Annotated in this window: 20 protein-coding genes; 4 read left to right on the plus strand and 16 right to left on the minus strand. The window is 66.8% G+C overall.

Annotated features, from left to right (window positions below):
- Window positions 1-489: 489 nt before the first annotated feature.
- The 4 genes from AB0H00_RS29885 to AB0H00_RS29900 all read right to left on the minus strand — a co-directional run bounded on the left by AB0H00_RS29885 (window position 490) and on the right by AB0H00_RS29900 (window position 2562).
- Window positions 490-1131: a hypothetical protein gene (locus tag AB0H00_RS29885; RefSeq protein ID WP_357272842.1), complete on the minus strand. Its 642-nt coding sequence runs from the start codon at window positions 1129-1131 to the stop codon at window positions 490-492.
- An 87-nt stretch (window positions 1132-1218) separates the two neighbouring features.
- Entirely contained in the window at window positions 1219-1611 is a 393-nt protein-coding gene (locus AB0H00_RS29890; RefSeq protein WP_357272844.1) for a hypothetical protein, read from the minus strand.
- Window positions 1612-1630: 19 nt separating this feature from the next.
- The gene (locus tag AB0H00_RS29895) at window positions 1631-2218 is read right to left on the minus strand and encodes a recombinase family protein (RefSeq protein ID WP_357272846.1); all 588 of its coding nucleotides are present in this window, start codon (window positions 2216-2218) and stop codon (window positions 1631-1633) included.
- Window positions 2218-2562, minus strand: a complete 345-nt coding sequence (locus AB0H00_RS29900; protein ID WP_357272848.1) for a hypothetical protein — start codon at window positions 2560-2562, stop codon at window positions 2218-2220. Before AB0H00_RS29900 ends, AB0H00_RS29895 begins: the two co-directional genes overlap by 1 nt.
- Before the next feature lie 258 nt (window positions 2563-2820).
- Between AB0H00_RS29900 and AB0H00_RS29905 the strand changes: the two genes are divergently transcribed.
- Window positions 2821-3945, plus strand: coding sequence for a hypothetical protein (locus AB0H00_RS29905; RefSeq protein ID WP_357272851.1), 1125 nt, complete (start codon window positions 2821-2823; stop codon window positions 3943-3945).
- Window positions 3946-4022: 77 nt separating this feature from the next.
- Here the strand turns inward: AB0H00_RS29905 and AB0H00_RS29910 are convergent, their stop codons facing one another.
- Entirely contained in the window at window positions 4023-4712 is a 690-nt protein-coding gene (locus AB0H00_RS29910; protein ID WP_357272853.1) for a restriction endonuclease, read from the minus strand.
- 205 nt (window positions 4713-4917) lie between these two features.
- Here AB0H00_RS29910 and AB0H00_RS29915 point away from each other — a divergent pair, with 205 nt between their 5' ends.
- The gene (locus AB0H00_RS29915; RefSeq protein WP_357272855.1) at window positions 4918-5910 is read left to right on the plus strand and encodes a hypothetical protein; all 993 of its coding nucleotides are present in this window, start codon (window positions 4918-4920) and stop codon (window positions 5908-5910) included.
- Window positions 5911-6124: 214 nt separating this feature from the next.
- Here the strand turns inward: AB0H00_RS29915 and AB0H00_RS29920 are convergent, their stop codons facing one another.
- A complete protein-coding gene (locus AB0H00_RS29920; protein ID WP_357272857.1) occupies window positions 6125-6343 on the minus strand; it encodes a hypothetical protein in 219 nt (72 codons plus the stop codon).
- A 702-nt stretch (window positions 6344-7045) separates the two neighbouring features.
- Between AB0H00_RS29920 and AB0H00_RS29925 the strand changes: the two genes are divergently transcribed.
- Window positions 7046-7534, plus strand: coding sequence for a hypothetical protein (locus tag AB0H00_RS29925; protein ID WP_357272859.1), 489 nt, complete (start codon window positions 7046-7048; stop codon window positions 7532-7534).
- 165 nt (window positions 7535-7699) lie between these two features.
- The gene (locus AB0H00_RS29930; protein WP_357272861.1) at window positions 7700-7861 is read left to right on the plus strand and encodes a hypothetical protein; all 162 of its coding nucleotides are present in this window, start codon (window positions 7700-7702) and stop codon (window positions 7859-7861) included.
- Window positions 7862-7940: 79 nt separating this feature from the next.
- Here the strand turns inward: AB0H00_RS29930 and AB0H00_RS29935 are convergent, their stop codons facing one another.
- The 10 genes from AB0H00_RS29935 to AB0H00_RS29980 are packed head-to-tail and all read right to left on the minus strand — an operon-like array spanning window position 7941 to window position 17508.
- On the minus strand, window positions 7941-8318 hold the full coding sequence (locus AB0H00_RS29935) for a hypothetical protein (RefSeq protein WP_357272863.1): 378 nt from the start codon (window positions 8316-8318) through the stop codon (window positions 7941-7943).
- Complete coding sequence (locus AB0H00_RS29940; protein ID WP_357272865.1) at window positions 8315-8440, minus strand: hypothetical protein; 126 nt, start codon at window positions 8438-8440, stop codon at window positions 8315-8317. Before AB0H00_RS29940 ends, AB0H00_RS29935 begins: the two co-directional genes overlap by 4 nt.
- The gene (locus AB0H00_RS29945) at window positions 8437-10617 is read right to left on the minus strand and encodes a hypothetical protein (protein WP_357272868.1); all 2181 of its coding nucleotides are present in this window, start codon (window positions 10615-10617) and stop codon (window positions 8437-8439) included. The genes AB0H00_RS29940 and AB0H00_RS29945 overlap by 4 nt, the downstream gene beginning before the upstream one ends.
- Before the next feature lie 15 nt (window positions 10618-10632).
- A complete protein-coding gene (locus AB0H00_RS29950; protein ID WP_357272870.1) occupies window positions 10633-13611 on the minus strand; it encodes a toprim domain-containing protein in 2979 nt (992 codons plus the stop codon).
- Window positions 13608-14450 carry a DUF4913 domain-containing protein gene (locus tag AB0H00_RS29955; protein ID WP_357272872.1) on the minus strand — a complete coding sequence of 281 codons (843 nt, stop codon included), beginning with the start codon at window positions 14448-14450 and terminating at the stop codon, window positions 13608-13610. The genes AB0H00_RS29950 and AB0H00_RS29955 overlap by 4 nt, the downstream gene beginning before the upstream one ends.
- Window positions 14447-16312, minus strand: a complete 1866-nt coding sequence (locus AB0H00_RS29960; protein ID WP_357272874.1) for a TraM recognition domain-containing protein — start codon at window positions 16310-16312, stop codon at window positions 14447-14449. Before AB0H00_RS29960 ends, AB0H00_RS29955 begins: the two co-directional genes overlap by 4 nt.
- On the minus strand, window positions 16297-16641 hold the full coding sequence (locus tag AB0H00_RS29965; RefSeq protein ID WP_357272877.1) for a WhiB family transcriptional regulator: 345 nt from the start codon (window positions 16639-16641) through the stop codon (window positions 16297-16299). Before AB0H00_RS29965 ends, AB0H00_RS29960 begins: the two co-directional genes overlap by 16 nt.
- A complete protein-coding gene (locus AB0H00_RS29970) occupies window positions 16638-16877 on the minus strand; it encodes a hypothetical protein (RefSeq protein WP_357272879.1) in 240 nt (79 codons plus the stop codon). The genes AB0H00_RS29965 and AB0H00_RS29970 overlap by 4 nt, the downstream gene beginning before the upstream one ends.
- Window positions 16877-17185 carry a hypothetical protein gene (locus tag AB0H00_RS29975; RefSeq protein WP_357272881.1) on the minus strand — a complete coding sequence of 103 codons (309 nt, stop codon included), beginning with the start codon at window positions 17183-17185 and terminating at the stop codon, window positions 16877-16879. Before AB0H00_RS29975 ends, AB0H00_RS29970 begins: the two co-directional genes overlap by 1 nt.
- Complete coding sequence (locus tag AB0H00_RS29980; RefSeq protein WP_357272882.1) at window positions 17185-17508, minus strand: hypothetical protein; 324 nt, start codon at window positions 17506-17508, stop codon at window positions 17185-17187. The genes AB0H00_RS29975 and AB0H00_RS29980 overlap by 1 nt, the downstream gene beginning before the upstream one ends.
- Window positions 17509-17511 lie beyond the last annotated feature (3 nt).

A 17511-nucleotide genomic window follows, 5' to 3' on the forward strand; every position in this document is an offset into this window, starting at 1 on the left:
ATCGATGATCTGCACTTGTTGATGCTGATCACTCGGCTACCGGCCGGGGCAGCACGCAAGATCATTCGCGTATCACGATGCTGCAGCCCGGCTCGGATACAACCGATTAGGCCTAACCCGGCAGTCCCCACGACGGAGATGAGAACAAACCACAGCGGGCACGACCACGGTAGGTGTATCCAGGAGGACATCGTCATGCAGGGTAATCGTTTCCCGGCCACAGAATCTCTGGATCGGCAGGTCAGAGCGATGGTCGGCCAAACGTAAACGCATTCGTTTCTACCGGGACCCCAATTAGCCGGAACGCCGTCAAGGCAACGTCTTTCACCGGATTTCTTGACGCAAGTCCGCCAGGCTCACAGGGGTCATCCGGTCACGGGGCGTCACAGGGATGAACGACTTGACCCTGTAGCTGCTGCGTATGCGACCCTGTGAACGCGAGAACCGGCCGGATAGTCGCCGGCCGGTTCTCGTTCTGTGCAGGGGTTTTCAGGCTGCTTCCAGGCACCAGTACCCGCCGGGTTCCCTGTGGCGCAGCAGGTCCCGGGGTCGTCCGCTGGCCACCAGGATCTCGTCCACCTGGCCCCTCAACTCGGCGTCGACGGTCTCGCCCTCAGCGAACAGGGCCAGGGGCTCGACGGCGATCCTGGCATCGGGGTCGAGCCACAGGCACACATCCATGTACGGACGGCAGCCACGGGCGTGGAGGAACCGGTACGCGGTGCTGATGGCCTCCGCGCTGGCTCCCAGGTTGTTCTCCAGCATCCCGCGATTCCACGTCAGCTCTCCCGGGCAGGCGTCGATCAGCGCTGGCCAGTCGAGCGGGTCCTCGGTGCGCCCGAACTCCGGCCACGGTCCCTCCGGGGCCTCCAGCTGCACCCCGGCCAGAATCCGCGCCACCCACAGCGGTACTGGCAGATCTGTCGGCAGCCGGTACGTGTTGCCGTGCCCGCAGCCGAACGCGCTTCCTTGAGCCGTCCCCAGCGCGGTGCTGCGCAACGTGTCGGCCAGCCACGCCGCTTCCGGAGCGAACTCGCCCCGCAGCTCCCACTCCTCATCTGGATCGTGCAGCATCAGCGCTCGCACATCGGTATCGGTCACCTGGCTCGGTGGGTTCTCCCCGTCCGACATATCTGTTCCTCTCACTTGGCCTCTCCGGCGTTCGGTTTGTTGGACTCACCTTGGCGTGAAATGTCTTCTCGCTCAGCAGGTGTTTGGTCAGGCACTGACCAGCTCGAACTCACCGCCGACGGCGAATCGGTCGGCGGTCACGTATGCCCGCTTCACGCTGTCTATACCGGGGTGGTGTGCTTCGCAGACTGCGACCATGCGCCCTGACGGTTGTGGTTCGAGGTGATCGACGTGCAGTACCCGCTGCTGGCCGTCGATCTCGCGCCACGTCTGCCCGAGCGCGATCAGTACGCCGCCGGGTAGGCGGTAGGACACCTGGTGGCCTGACAGTGCCGCCAGCGCCGCGGCGCACGCCTGCCCGCTGTCGAGTGACTCGCGTAGCAGTTGTGCGATCAGTCCCGTGGACTGCTCGGCCCCAGCTGCAGCGATCAGCGCGCCCATTCCCGCGCCGAACTCATGATCCGCAGTGTGATCAGCCATGGTTCATTCTCCTTGTTCCTTATTCGGTTTGGTCGCTGTCGACGAGTTCGGCGAGGTAGCGGTACAGGGTGGCGCGGGAGACGCCGAACGCTTCGGCGACCTGCTCGACGGGCTGCTCGGCGGCCAGTGCGGCGCGGGCCGCCGCGAGCTGAGCCGGGCTGAGTTTGCGTGGCCGGCCGGGCTGCTTGCCCTGGGCAGCGGCGACCTCACGGGCGTGAGCGGCGCGCTCCCGCATGAACACTCGCTCCATGTGCGCGAACAACGCCAGCATCGCCACGGAGATCTCCGCCATGCCCGAGGTATCGGTGGTGTCGATCGGCAACGGATCCCGCAGGGTCTTCACCCCGACCCCACGTTGGGTCAGGTCATGGATCACGTTGAGGCACTCGCGCAGGTTGCGGCCGAGCCGATCCAGGTTGGTCGCCACGATCGTGTCGCCAGGCCGGGCGTACTTCAGCATCTTCGCGAACTCCGGCCGGTCGATAGTGGCGCCGGTCTTCTTGTCGGCGTAGATCCGGTCCGCCTCGATCCCTTGATCGGCCAGCGCGACGAGCTGGCGTTCCAGGTCCTGGTGGGTAGTCGAGACGCGGGCGTAGCCGAGGTCCATCAGCGTCCTGCCGCAGTAGCTGACACCTGGCGCTGGGTAGCGATGACCGAGAGCATGTGGTCGACCGGGAGCACCGTGACCGGGTGGGCCGGGTGGAGACCGAGAGTGAGCTCACCGATAGTGCTACCGGTCCCCACACGCAGCAGGATGCGCGCTTGCCCTTCGAGCCGCGATTCGGCCAGCGACGTGAGCGGGCCCGCGATGATGGCGGCCCCGGTTTTGACGGCGATGGTACGGCCGACGTGATCGCTGGTGAGTGCACCTACATGGATCTCGTGGGAGCCCTCATCGAGATCGGGCACAGCCCGTAACCGGGGGGCGAGAGGTATAGCAGGGAGCAGCATGGGTTCCTCCTACAGCAGGATTTCTCATAATCTTACTCCGTAGCAGAGTTTCACGACGGTGTTTCGAGACAAGATTTCGAGACTCTGTGAGCTGCGAATCCTTCGGCGGCAACAGCATCGCCGGACTGTGTCTCGAAACCTTGGTAACGAGACGGGCTCTACAGCGAAGTACCCCCACGAAAAGGTCGTGCGGCCGCGGCTCGAGAGTGGCAGCTTGTAATGCCTTTGTCTTGTGTGTGCGATCGAAGGGGTTGGTTCATGGGTAAGAGGGGCGACAAGAAACGCGCCAAGCAACGAGCCAAGCAGCTCACGCAGTCGCAGCGTGAGCGTGCGGACGATCGCGCGCCTAAGCGGAGTCCGAAACCCGTTCCGAGCGTTGAGCGCCGCGTGCGCGGCCAGGCCATCAAGCGCAGGTCCAAGCAGAGGAGTCCGGTTGACCCGGAGAGCCCTGTGGGGCCTTTGACACGGCGAAAGGTGGCTAAGTCCGAGTACATGTCGGTCGAGTGGCCGCCAGCGGATGGCGCACCTGAAACCGCCCCATCGATCCAGTTCTTGCTGAAGATCACCCAGCGAACTGTGAACCTCAGCCGAAATACGGTCGAGGTCGAGGCGACGCCTATCGAGGACACGATCCATCCACGGCCGTTGGGGTTTGACCCGCCGTTGCAGCAACACGGCAAGGGTGACCTCAAGGGATTTCGTCATCACTGGGAGAAGCTGGACTACGTGTTCGGTCTGCCCGACCCCAACGCATTCCCGCAGATACCGCTACGGGAGGACGACCGTGCGCTCGTCCAGCGGTACATCACGATGAGCCGCCGACTCGCGGGGTTCAGCATCATCACCGACGACACAGAGCTGTCAGTGGGCTGCTATCCGGGTAGGGATGAATGGTACGTTCGCGTGCTCGATTTCCCAGCCGACGAGAGCTTCCTGGGTGCGTCCGCTGCGTTCAGGCAACTGCACAACGACGGCGAGCCGGCCTCTTTCTCCAACGCCCACAACGCACTGTTCAAGGTGATGAATAGCCTGTCCGAGCAGCAGCAGGTGGCTGTCCGGGAGATAGTGCCGCTGTGGCGGGCGGCGCGAGGCAAACTGATGAACCACACAATCCAGACACTCACCGCGCTCAAGGTGAGCAATGCGACGCTCGACAACCCGGTGAGCTACGGCAACATCAACCCCGACGAGTTGATCCGAACTTTCAACTACGGCGACTCTCTGCACTTTGGGGATGGAAGGGGTCAGCTGGACAACTTGCTGGCAGATCCCTTCCATGAGGCGTACTACAAGTACAGTGCTCTGCTCTCGATTGTGGGGCTGAGTCACTTCTACTTCGGTTTCGCCGTTCTGCTCGACAATGCTCTTGGCGGCGCGTCATGAGACTGGGGCCGACCTCGAAATTCTGACTTTGGCAGTCGCTTAGACCCGCTTATCGAAGGTCATAAAATCGGCCGGTTTCAATTCCAGGGAGTCGGCCCAGTCTGTGATTCCCACGCTGCGAGCGCTTTTGCTGGCATGAGCAGGATCCCGACCTTCGCCGCGTACGCGCGTGCTTGCGGGGTGAACGTATGCGCGGTGGTCACCACGGCCGCCACGTCGGCGCCGTGGATAGTGTGCGCGGTTCCGCCGAACCGTTGCACGTCTTGGCTGCCCACGCTACGACCGTTGCGGTATCGCTTGGCCTGCAACACGATCCGGCGGCCATCCGGTGCCCGTGCGATCACGTCGGCGCCCAGATCACCGGATCCGCCGACCACTCGAACATCGGTGCAGCCGTCTCGGCGGCACAACGCGGCCAGCGCCTCCTCGAACTCGGAGGGACTCAGCGAGTTCTGCCGTAACGCCACCAGCACCCGCGCGTCATCGCGAGCACGCACCCGGCGGCAATGCCGCACCGACAACACCGCGGTGACAGCGGCGAGGACCAACGCACACACCCCAACAGAAGCGAGTATCACGGCTTGCCGTTGGGCGATGTCCGCGACCTTGGGTGCAACCACCAGCGCGGCAACGGCGACCATGAACATGAACGCCGTCGCGTTCGATCCGCGGCGACCACGTCGTCTTCCCATCCCGATCCCCCTCAGCAGCCCGCCCGGCTCTTCCTCGGCCTGGCGCGAGCGCCTGCCCCATCCTTCGATTGTCACGGCTACCGCCCGATTCCACTCACTTTCGGAGGTCAGGGAACGGCCCGATCCGGCCGGGCCACAAGACGACTCGACGTAACAGAAAGCGTTCGACGCGGCACAAAGCTCGCCAATGTTGTCGGTGCCAGAGTTCACACTGGATCCCGCGATCAGTCTCAGCCAGCGAATCACTCTGCGGCTGCCGAGATCAAAAGGGGGATCGCGGGTGTCAGAAGGGCCGTGGTTGGAGCGGACGGTACTGCTGGGTGAGTCCCGCAAGCGGGCCACAAACGGTCCTCTGCGGGTGCACCTGCCCTATGAAGGCTTCTCGAACAAACCCTGGATCAGGGCGGTCGTGGGCAAGGGCGTACCGATCAAACCGATCGTTCACGGCCACCTCAAGGGCTGGGTACTCAGCGCCAACCACTTGCTGCCACTGGCGGCGGCGATGGCCGACCGGTACGGCGAGATCGAGATGCGACTACACGTCTCACCGAAAATGACGTGCACCTACAGCTGCAAGAACGCTCGACCGGACACGGTATGGGAATGCGTGTGCGAGTGCGGCGGCCGCCATCACAGCGGCGATGGCACATACGACGACTGGTACCCCACAGGCCGATTCCGCATCGAGCGCCGAGGCGACATCGAAGTGCGGTACCTGCAGATCCGGCGCGGGCAGATCCCTCTACCGCCGGACATCTCACCCACCGCTCTCGAGCGCGCCCTGCCCATATCCCCGCCGCAGCCCCCACCGGCACCGCGGGAGAATCCGCGACCACAGTTGCGCCTGATCCCCACGCCCCAGCCTCAGGCTGTGCCCGCGGCACCGCCGACGTTGGAGCCTCGGACAGCGTTTCCCCGACCGGCCGCTCCGCGTGATCTCGGGCGGGACCCCGGCGATACCGCAGACCGCCATCAGCCTGAACCGCCACTGCTGGTTGCCATTTCAGAACCACACAAGCCTCGACGGACCGGGCCACTTACCGTCGCGGCGGCCGTGGTCGCGGCGATCTGTCTGGCCGTGTGGCTGGTTCTTCCCACCGACTCGCACGACGAGCCTCGGGAAACGAGCACCCCGGAGACAGTGCAGCAGGACAGCACAGAGCCTGCACCACCACCAGTGGCCGAGGAGCCTGCGCCACCGGCGCCACCCGTTCAGGCCCCACCACCAGCTGCGCCCTCGCGCGGGTGCTACCCGTTCCAGCCGAACTGCTGAGCCGCATCCCGACTTGGGGTGCCAGTAAGAATCGTGGCACCTGGTACATGAAGCTGTGGGAGATGGTCACCACCGCGCATCGCACCCAGCTGAGCGAGTTGATCGAGCGGGCGACCGAGATCGTCGCCACTCGCTGCCGCGTCGGCGGCAGTCGGTCCGAGCACCCGGGTTGTGCCCGCTGGCCACAGCCGGAAGATGACCTATCTTCAGGCCTTCAGTGGCGCTGCACATCAGGGCGGGCCTGAAGCCACATCGTCAGGATCTCGATGTGTTCATAGGTGAACAGCAATTCGTATGCCCGGTCGGTGGGAGTGCTCAAATCCCACATCTGCAGCTGCCACCTCTCGATCTCACGTTCGATAGCGGAAAGTTCGAAACCTTCTCGTAGGAGATGGCGGCTGGCCTGTGTCGGGGTGAACAAGCGCTCAGTCAATAGAAGTCTCGTTCCTTCACGGAACCGACTGCGCACCTGTTCCGGGATTGCGGGACCACCGCGGCCGTAGCTGTCGATGACTGCGAGAAGACGACGGAGTTTCGTGTACTCAGGGTCGATGTCGTGAGATCGGACGTAGCTGATCCCTTGGGGAGTTAGTCGCGCGAACATGACGAGGCGGTGGCGCGGTGGATGGGACTCGCCGTGTCGGTCTATCTGCCGCACGCCCGTGTCGCGTAGCTGCGATTCGACCAGGCCTACATCTTCTAGTCGTCGTACGCCACGACGAACACTCGCCCTGTTCGCGCGGTGCCGTGCTGTTGCACTGACACCGTCGAGTCGCTCATGGATACGGATGTACCGGACGTCGACCCACAGGTGAGCGTCGTCCTCCTCGAGGCGACAGTGATACAGGCTCCGAAGAAGGTAGATCTGCAACCGCCCCAGCCCTCTCGACATCTGTCCAATGCTAAAAGCATCCACCCTGCTGGCAGCCGTGTTCGACTTTAACTAAGCGCAGGCAAGGCATCTCGGAGCGTCTCGTACAGGCCGAGAGGTAGCCGCCCACCGCGCGATGCTTCTCCCAACAGAAGGAAGAACTGGCTTTGTTCATCGGAGGGTGCGCCGGCAGTCGGCGCGAGCGAAAGGCTATGGGGTCGACACAGCATGCACGCGTTCGTTGATGAGACCAAGCAGAACGGGTTGTTGATCGTCTCCACTCTCGCCGAGGTTCGCCACATCCAGCAGTCGCGCAAGGTGCTCCAGGCCCAGCGCGCCAAGGGGCAAAACCGAATTCACTTCAAGAAGGAAGACGACTCGCGCCGGCGCGCGATCTGTTCGACGCTGTGCACCCTTGAGGTACAGGTGACCGTGTACGACGCCACCGGCATTCGGGACGCGGCCGAGGCCCGAACCGGTTGCCTCACCGCGATTGTCGAGGACATGGCCGCCGCCGGCGGCCGACGGTTGACGATCGAACAAGACGATTCACTGGTCCACAGCGACCGCCGGACCCTCTATGCCGCCGTACGGAAGTTTGACGTCGCCGACACACTGGCCTATGAGCACATGCGCCCGAATCAGGAGCCGCTGCTGTGGGTATCGGACGCGGTGGCCTGGTGCGTCGCCAAGGGTGGCGACTGGCGTCGGCGCGTGGACCCGCTCATCACGCAGGTCCGCAAGCTGCCTTAGATACGCGAAACCCGGCTCACCAACCGTCCGGATGGCTGCCGGGTCCACTTCAAGGACGCTAGTGCATCCTGCAGCACCGATGATACAGCGCGCTGTTCCATATGGAACAGGAAGATATCCGGATGGAACGGAAAGTATCCGGCATGGCCTTCCTTCCCTCGGACCATGACCACCGCACTCGGGACGGACAAAACCGCGTTCAACCGGATGGTGGCTACGGCGAAGTACCGCACAACACCGGAGTTGGTGGTCTTTTCCCGCCAGTCACTGGGTGTGGGTGTTCCGGAGGCGATGAGAGCGGCGTCGAGTGCGCCGCTGGCTGGCTGAAAACAGGCAAGCCGCCTGAACTCTGAACACAGCATGAGGGGCCCCGCGGTAGCGGGGCCCCTCCGTGGTTTGTGTCTGGTTACCGGAGTCCGGCGGTGTGCAGGATGGCCTCGGGTGTGCCGCAGGCGGTCGGGTCGTGCAGTCGCTGCCCGGAGGTGTGGAACTGGTCGGCGACTGTGGCGGCACGGTCGAGGGTGGCGGTGATCTGCTCGACGTTCATCCCAGCCCGGTGCTGGTCGAGCACATAGCGGGTGTAGTCCAGGCAGTGTTCCTGGAAGACCGCCACCGTGGGTGGGCGGTGCGGGTTACGGTCGGCGTACCAGTCGGCCAGCCGCTGCAGGTACTGCAGCGACACCACCGTCGCGACGACGACCGCGACCAGGGTCAACACCGCAGCGAGAGCGGTGATCCGCTGGGCGGTGGTGCTTTTCGGACGGCTGTTGTTCGGGTTGTTCACTGAGGGTCTCCTTCACAAAGGGTGGTGGTGTTGGTGGTGGTGGTCTGGTAGACGCGCCACATGCCGGGAAGCGCGTCGATGCGGAACCGGGAGCCGTGCAGGTCGACTGTCGTGTCGGTCATCGCCCGACCTCGGGGGTGTGCAGCTGACGGCGACCGGCTGCACGCGACGGTGCTGGCATGTGGGCTTGAGCGGCCCGGTCAGCGCGGGTGGTGCAGGCCCGACCGGTCTGTGGTGCGCGGCCGGCGGCGGCGGCTTCGCGTTGGGCTATGGCGTCGTCGCGGGTGGCGATGATGCGGTCGGTTTTGGCCTGCCACTGCCGCTCGCGCTGCGCGGCGGGCTTGCCGAGTGCGCCGGCCTGGCGGGCACGGTCGTCGACGAGCTCACGGATCTCGGTCCGCACCGCTTCGTCGACGCCCGCCTTGAGGAGGGCCTGGCCCAGTCTGGTGCGTTTGTCGGCGTAGGACTTGCGCTCGTGCTCGACACCCTGCCCGCGGGCGCCGCAGGCCACGCTGTAGATCGAGTCGCTGATCGAGGACACCGCGAACTGGAGTTTGTCGCCTTCGCGGGTGCGGTGGCTGACCTCCACGCCGGTGGCCTCGACCCGCTGGATGATCGCTTCGCGGGTCGAGGCCGACAGCTGGGCGGCGGGGTTGCTGATGCGGTCGACATCGGCGTCGGCTTTGCTGCGCTCGTCGGCGAACAGTAGTTCCGGCAGATGCTTGTGGCTTTCGATGCGCCCGGCGTCGACATCGTCGACGACCGCGATCAGGTGGGCTCGTTCCATCGCAGCCAGTCCTTTGCCGTCGAGGATCTTCGCGCGCAGCTGCTCGCGCTGTTCGGCGATGCGGGTGATCTGCCCGTTGACTTCGTCGGTGACGGTCATCGCGCCGAGGGTGTCGCGTTCCTCGGCGTTCATGCCGCCCTCGGCGAGCTCGTCGGCTACGGCGCGTAGCTCGTTGACCTCAGCGGCGTAGTTGGTGAGGTCTTCGGCGAGGTCGTAGCGGTCGATGTGGCCGGGCCACACCGCGAAATCGACCTCACGCCCCGCGGCGATCTCGCGTCCGGCCTGGCGGACCCGTTCCTGGTCGGCGGCGGTCATGACCGCGATCTCCTCGCCCACCACTTTCGCGGCCTTGGGGTTGTTTGCGAAGGCGGCCAGCAGGCGCGGGACGCGCCCGCGGGCCTCCTCGCCTGGGTCGACGAACACCGGACTGTCGAGCAGGTCGATCTGGGAGGTGTCACCGCGCAGATAGTCGACGACGAATCCGACGCGGGCCCGGTCGGATTCGGGCACCTTCGCCAGGTTGACGTTCAGCAGCTCGCGGCGAGTGGCCTCATCACGCAGGTGCGCGCGCGGGTCGGCCGGGTCGATCTCGCCGCGCCATCCGAGGATTGCTTCGGACACAGCGCTTTTCGCGGTGGCGGTTACCGGCATGGCGGAGACGATGTCGATCACGGCGGACTCTCGTTCCCACAGTCGCCGCGCCTCGGCGTGGTCCTGAGCGGCGAGGCCATCGAACTGTGGGTCGATGCCGACGTTGAATTCCTCGGCGTCGATGAGCACGCCCCATTGCTGGGCGTAGTGGCGGGTGAGCTGGTCGAGGCGGTCGGCGGCGAGCTCGGAGTTGCGGTGCCAGACCAAGGCATCGGCCAACGCGGCGACAGTGGCTGCCTGGTTGTGCCAGGGGATCGTCTGCATCCGAGCTTCGGCGTGGGCTTGGGTTTCCTGGGATTTACGCAGGAGTTCCTCGACGGCGTCGGGACCGCCGGCCTCGGCGGCCTCCACCGCCTTGGCGAGACGGTCGTCGCGGTGGCGAGCCTGGTTGACCGCGACGACCGCGAGCAGGTGCGCGATGCGCTGGCCGTGCCCAGTCGCTACGCCGAGCTGCGGGAGCTCAGAGGTGGTGTCGGACATGTTTTCTCCCTGAGAGTGGTTGTGGGATTCGGCTGGTTTCTCGGCCCACCCGGGGCCGGGATCGGTGTCTTGGTGCAGCTCGGTGCGGGAGATCCCCCGCCGCTGCGCTGCTTTGATCTGGTGTTCTTGCGTGGCTTTGGTGATGGCCGCCAACTGGGCGGGTGTGGGCACACGCTTCGGGGCGGCCTTGCGGACGTCGAACAGGTGCGCGACCAGGCGGCGGCCGCGCCGTTTGCCGACCATCACCGCGGCGACGCCCTGGCGGTTGGGGCCCAGGCCCGCCGCCCGGAGTTGGCGGCGGGTCTGGAAGTGGGCGGGGGCGAGCATCCAGGGGTATTCCTGGATGTCGCCACCCTCAGCGGTGTTGTCCCCCTCGGTCACGGATGCACCTGCTGTTCAGCGCCCGAAGTCACGCTCGCCGCGACCCTTGCCGCGGTGCTGGGTGCGACGCACACCCATCCCTTGCTGGGTGGTGCGGGGCTGCTTGGGCCGCTCCCCGGGGGCGTGGCGCACCGCTGCCGACGGCGGTTTCGCGCGCCCGGCATCAGCGGCCATCCGCTGGGCGATTTGGTCCTCATCCAGGCCCGCGGCTTGGAGGTTGCGCTCCATACCTGCACGGCGTTGCGGGCTGTCGTACTCCAGTTTCGCTGCCCGCGCGGCGGCGACCTTCTCGGTGCGTTCGGCCCATTGGTTGCGGATTCGGTGGGCTTGCTTGCCGACGATCGCGGACTCTGTGCGGGCCTCGCCCAGTTGGTTGCGGACCTGGTTACGGACCGGTTCCGGGACACCGAGGGCGTCGAGTTTGGTGTCGAGTGCCTCATCCAGGCCGCGCTGCTCGTAGTCGGCCATGTTCCAGCGCCCGGCCGCGAGCTGGGTGTGGGCGTGCACGAGTTTCGACACCTCGTCGCGGGACTGGCGGACCGCACCGTCGGGGACCTGGCGGGAGTCGAGGGTCTGCTCGATCTTGCGGCGGTGATGCCGTGCGGTGTCGTGCGCGGTCTGGTCGCTGCGGTCGGCGTCGACCATCGCCGCGGTGCGGTCGTCGAGCAGCAGCAGCTCCGGCACCGTAGTGCGGCCGGCCTCGATATCCCGCAGCACGGCCGTGAGCTGATCGCGTTCCAGCTCGTGCAGTCCCTTGCCCGTTTTGATGGCGCGCTCGATGCGCCGCCGCTCCTGAGCGGTTTTCTCACGCAGCTGCTTTCCGGTGACCGCGTCCAGGTCACCGGCGTCGGCGGCGTGGCTCTCGACCCGCGGCGCCAAGACCGCGTACCGGCGCACCGTCGCAGTCAGCTCGTCACGGTCGACGTGATCGGGCCACAACGGCTTGAACTCCGCGGCCGGGTTGTTGCGGATCTGGACACCCCGGTCGCGGGCGGTCTGCTGGTCTTCCGGGGTCATCAACGCGACCGCTTCGGCGAGGCGCTGCCGCACTTCGGTGGTGTCGCGGCCGTGACGCAACGTGGTTTGGTAGTCCACCAGCATGGTGTCGATGCGGTTCTTGGCTTCCTCGCCCGGATCGACCAGCGGCGCATCGAGTTTCTGCAAAGCGACGATGGGGGAAGCGTCGGAGGTGTCGAGCTGATCAAGTGGCACTACATGGTGGGGCTGGCCGAGGAATTGCGCGATTATCCGCACCTTCTGGGCCTGCTCGTTGAGGCCTTTCTCGGCCAGCTTCTTGGTCAGCTCATCGAGCTTCTTGCCTGTCGGGTTGATCCGCCACGCCTCGATCTCGGCATACAGCTGCTCTTTCGCCGACTGATCGAGCCCGTCCTGCCCGGCGACCAGCTCGACCATCCGGTCTTGGGCCTTCCGGACCCGCGCCAGGGCGGCCCGCTCGGTTTCGGCGGCGGCGAGCGCGGCGGCCAGCTGCGGTGGCGTGTCAGCGATGACTTGGCCGGTGGCGGCGTCCAGCCGGATGCCGTAGCGGTGCTGCACGTGGGTGCCCAGTTCCTGCAACGCCTCTCGGGCGAGCGGACTGTCAGCCGACCACGCCGCCGCGTCACGCACCGCCGCGGCGATCTCGCTGCGTGAGGCATTCTCCAGGCCGCCTTCGCGCAGCTTGCGCAGCCGGGCCTCCGCAGCGGCGCGTTCGACGGCCAGCCGTTCTTCGGCCTCGCGGCGCTCGTTCTCGTCCTTACGGGCCAGGTCCTCGAGCCAGGCGCGGCGCTGCTCGACATGCTTGCGGGCCATGGCCAGCATCTGCGTCATCAGCAGTTGGACGAACCTCGTCCACTGGCCACCGGCGTGGTCGATATCGGGGGTGGTGTCGACGGGTGCGTCGTGCAGCTGCGGGGCCAGGAACTGTTCTCCCACGGTGTTTCCTCCAGGGTTGAGATGGGTTTCAGACGCAGCAGCCGAGACCGTTCGGGCCTCGGCTGCGGGAGAGGGATCACGCGACACCGGCGCTGGTGCCCGGGTCGGGGTGTGTGGATCCAGGTACGCCACCGGTTCCAGCTCACGCACCTCGTGACCACACGCCAGGTGATCGGCCAGGTCTTTACCGGTGGCGGCCTGCACGATCCGGACGCGCTCGACGAGACCGGCCAGACTGGCGGCGACCTTCTCGGCGTGCCGGTAGCCGGGAGCGTCGCGGTCGGCGACGATCACGACCGTGCGAGCGCCGCGCAGCCACTCGGCGTGCTCGGGCCGCCATTTGCCCGCGCCTGCGGCGTTGCAGGTCGCGGTGAGGCCGGTCTGCTCTGCGGCCAGGACGTCTTTCTCGCCCTCGCAGATGAAGATCGGCTCTCCGGCCTCGATCGCGGCCAGGACCCGGGGCAGCTGGAACGGCAGCGGTTCGAAACCGCCCGGCTGCATACCGCTTTCGGTCCAACGCCGCTGGTAGAAGCTTTTGCCGGTGCCGTGCTCGAACCGGGCCTCTTTCCGGATGACTTCACCGGCGATGGTGCCGTCCGCACGGGCATACGGATAGGTCGCGGTCGGTCGTTCTGCTGAGAGTTGGCGGCCGAGATCTTTGCGTGGCTTGGTCAACGGCAGTCCGGCCGCGTCGATCGCCCGATCCGCCCGCGAAACCTGCCGCGGTCGTGGGCGGATCGGCTGGTGGGCGCGCCCGCGGCCCTGGCCACGCTCGATCGGGCGGTCATACAGGTCGCGGACCTTCAGCCCGAGTTTGTCGAGTACGTCGCGGTCGTCGCAGCCCGCCTGGCACTGGAGTTTGGTGCGAGCGGCGTCAGCGAGGTACTTCACGATCAGCGACGGGTCGTGGTGCCCGGCGCTGGCCTCGTGCACCGGGCAGCAGAACTTGACCCAGGACCCGGCTGGGCGGCCCGGTCCGACCGTCTGTTCCAGGGCTGTGGTGACCCGCTCCCACGACCCCTCAACCCGGCGGGCGTGGTGGTGTCGGGCTGGGGCGCTCATCCGGGAAACGCCATGATCGTGCGGCGGTGCCCGATCGGTGGTGCGGGCACCACCAGCCCAGACGAGGGCGAGGTCATGGTCCCTGCGGGTTCGTCGTGGGCGTGGCCGTCTTCGAACATCCCCTCCGGAGCCGGAACTGTCGGCAGCGGCTTCAGTTTCGGGGTGTGACCCTTGGCCACCGAGCAGCACGCGAACGGGCCTTCGAGGTCGAAGATTCGGTCCATCGCCGGGTAGGCGTGGGTGAGCAGGAATGTGCTCATCTCGACCGTCTCGCCCAGCCGCAGGTTTTCGAACGCGCTCCAGAGCGCGTCGAACACGGCGACGGCTTCCCCGTGGTCCCACCACTGCGGGCACCACCGCGCCACTGTGTCGGTGCCGGTCTCGGCGAACTGCCGACGGAACAGGTGCGCGATATAGCCGTTGACGAACGCATCCAGCGTGCGGAAACGCATCTCCCGCTTCGGCTTGTCCTCCTCGACCTCTTCCCCACCCGCCTCCGCCTCTGGCCCCGGCGCGGGTTCGGGTGCGGAGTCGGGTTCGGGTTCGGGTGCGGGTGCGGGGGCGGGGGCGGGGGCGGGGGCGGGGGCGATGGTGGGGTCGAGCGCGGCCGCGGCTTCGAGGATCGCGGTCTCCCGCATCCCCGCCCGCACCTCTTCGGTCAGCAGGTCCGCGACCACACCGGCGGCGATGTCTTTGGCCTCGGCGTTGACCTGCGCGGTAACCGCTTTGCGGACCGCGCCGTCCAGCAGCTGCCCGAGATCCATCTGCGGCACCACCCGCTCAGCCACCTGCGTGGCCTCAGTGCTCTGCACGGTCTCGCTGGTCTGGGTGTCGGTCATGCGGATTTGCCTTCCTCTTCAGCAGGGGGCGGCACGATGCGCAGATGGGGGCGCTCGGCCGCGATGGTTTGGGTGGTGTGGGCGATTTCGAGTGCGTCGAGTGCGTCCTGGACCTGCTTGGCGTAGGGGCGCTCCCACCACGGGACGGCCGCCACGAGGGTCGGGCGATGCCCGGAGGCGAACACGACCATCCGGCCTTTGGGCATGGCCGCGATCTCGCTGGCGTGCACGGTCGGCTCGCTGGTGCGGCTCGTGGAGGTCGACGCACCGCCCTTGCCCTTGGACACCGAGGTGGCCAGCTCGTAATGCGGGCCGATCAACTCCGCGCGATCACGCAGGAACGCGGCGTCATCGAGACCGGCGCCGAGGGTCTTGACGTTCGCGGCTGACCACAGCGCGGTCATGCCCTCAGGCCCCCAGCAGCGCACCCCTTGGGCCCAGGACTGCAGGATCGTCATGACGACCACACCGCGAGACCCGAAGTGGGAGTACTGCTTCGGCAGATCCGCCCAGCGCACGATGTTGGCGGCCTCATCGAGGACGATCAGCAGCGGCACCGGCAGCCGCCCGCCGTGACGAGTGGCTTCTCGCTCCGCCGCGCTCGCGACCGCCGCACACAGAGCGGTGACCAGCGGGCCCGCGCTGCCCTTGCCCTCCTTGCTGAGGGGGTAGAGCGTGTCCTTCGACTTCACGAACGCGGTGACGTCGAACGCGGTGCGCGGGCGCTGTCCCTGCTGGGGTGGGGTCACCCATGGGTGGATCCGCGCGAATTTCAGGCAGTTCGCCATTTTCTTGGCCGTGCCGAACACGCCGCCGCGCTGCTTGTCCGGTGCGTTGTACTGGGCGGACAACGCCGCCGCGACCAGCCCGAACCCGCCGTTCTTGCAGATCTCGACCGGCTCCTTCTCACCGGGATCGGTCACCCACTCGAACACCTGGGTGATCGGTTTTTTCGCCAACGCGCACGCCAGGAACAGGCCGGCCAGCAGGTCCTCACCCTCGGGGTCGAAGAACGCATCCCGCTTGTCGCCGTCACCACCAGCGGCGAAATGCCCGGCCAGCTCCGCGGCGCGTTCTTGGGCGCCCGCACCGTCGTCCTCGCCCAAAACCCATGCGATCGGGTCCCAAAACCACGTCGGGGCCTCACCGGCGACACCTTGCGGGTCGAACACATGCGTGCGGCGACCCTCGGTGGAACGCGCGGCGCGGGTGGCGTCGACGACGTCACGCTTGTTGCTGGTGGCGACCACCGCGCCGATGGCCTCCAGCACCGCCGGAATCACCCGCGAGGTGGTCTTGCCCGAGCGCGGACCCCAGATGTCGAGGTGCAGATCCTCATACGAGGCGTAGAGCATCTTCTTATCGGCCACCGCACGGCCGATCGACACACCTGGGGAATCCCCGTCGGCCAACTGGACTTTCAGCTTGGTGGTGGCCTGTTTGAGGATCGCGTCGCGGCGCATATCTGCCAGCTCTTTGCCGCGCGCCATCCACCGGGCCTGGCTGTCGATCCGCTCCCGTCCGCCCTTACGTCCGGTCAGCTGCGCACACTTCGCGCAGGCGGCCCGCCACGCCCACGCCGATCCGGCCACACCGGCGGCGGTGCCGACACCGAGCCCGACCAGCGCCGCGCTGGCCTGTGAGGTCCACGCCAGCTCATGCGCGGCGAAAATCCCGTGGAACAGCGCCCACGGATTGCCTAGCGGAACATCCTGCTCCGGCCCGCCCAGCACTGGCGCCAACCACACCGCCAACCCCGCGGCTTCAGTCAACGCCGGAATACCGACCGCCAGTCCAGCGATCCCGATCGCCTCGCGGTACTCACTGTCCACGCCCGAAGGCGCCTTCACGCTGCGGTCCATGACGCACCGCCCTTTCCGTCGTCGGTCAGTGCGCCGTGCTCGGCGATGTAGGCCAAAGCGGCTATAGCGGCGGCTTTCTCGGCCTGGTGCTCGGTACGGTCGGTCGGCAGATACACCCCGGCGACCACACAGCCGGACAGTGCGGCGGACTCGGCCATCGGCTGCGCCCATGCCGCGCACGCCGCCAGCCGCGGGCAGCGCCCACAGATCTGCTGGGCACGCCGGATCCGCGTCTTCTGGCTGCCGGTCGGGAAGAACACGTCCTGCGGCACGCCACGGCAGGCGCGGTCGGCGTACACCACCGGGTCAGACAGATCGATGCTGGTCATCGCGCCACCCCCGGAACCGCCGTCACAGTCGCGGTGCAGAACGGCGCACACCCATTGCCGGTCGGGATAGTGCTGCCCGGCCCGAAGTCCGTGCAGGACACCGCCACACAGGTGACGGCAGCGAAGGCCACGACAGCACCGAACAGGCCGGCCATCGCGCCGACGACACCGACACCGCGACCGCCGTCATCTGGCACGATCGGGATCCACACATGCACGTCACGGATCCGCGCCATCACGCCACCCCCACCGGAAGCGCTACGAAGCCACGAGCCTCAGTGGCGGTCAAACCCAGTAGCGCCGCCCACCGCTGCACCTCCAGCCGATCCGGCGCCACCGCGATCCGCATCGCAGCCCGCGCCTGAGCGACAGACAGCTGACGACCCGGCAGGAAATCGACCACCCACCGGTCCTGACCGACGTAATCGGCGTGATGGACGGTCGCCTCCGACACCATGTGCCCGTCGATCTCCCGCACCACCGGGATCGCAGGCGCGGCAGCACGACGCCAAACCTCACGCGTCCAAACGTCTGGGATCTGCATCACGCACTCACCCCCAGCACCGCAGCGTCCGAAGGGACCTCACCGGCCTGGCAGCGCAGCACCGCATCCAGCGCATCCATGCCCAACGTCTTCGCCTGGAGCTCGATCAGCCCCCACACCATCCGTGTGTTCGGGGTATCGACCCACAGGCCTCTCCCCCACCGCGCGGACATCTCCGCGATAGTCAGACCGGCCAACGCAGCCCGCGCCGACACCCGCACGCCCGGCCACAGCGACAGCCGAAAACGGCCTGGCCCAACCTCATACGCGCAGTGCGCGGACCCCTCCGCTGTCAGCCATTGCCCCTCACGCCTGATCGCCATCGA

It is taken from the genome of Nocardia sp. NPDC023852 (genome assembly GCF_040639505.1).
GTDB lineage: Bacteria > Actinomycetota > Actinomycetes > Mycobacteriales > Mycobacteriaceae > Nocardia.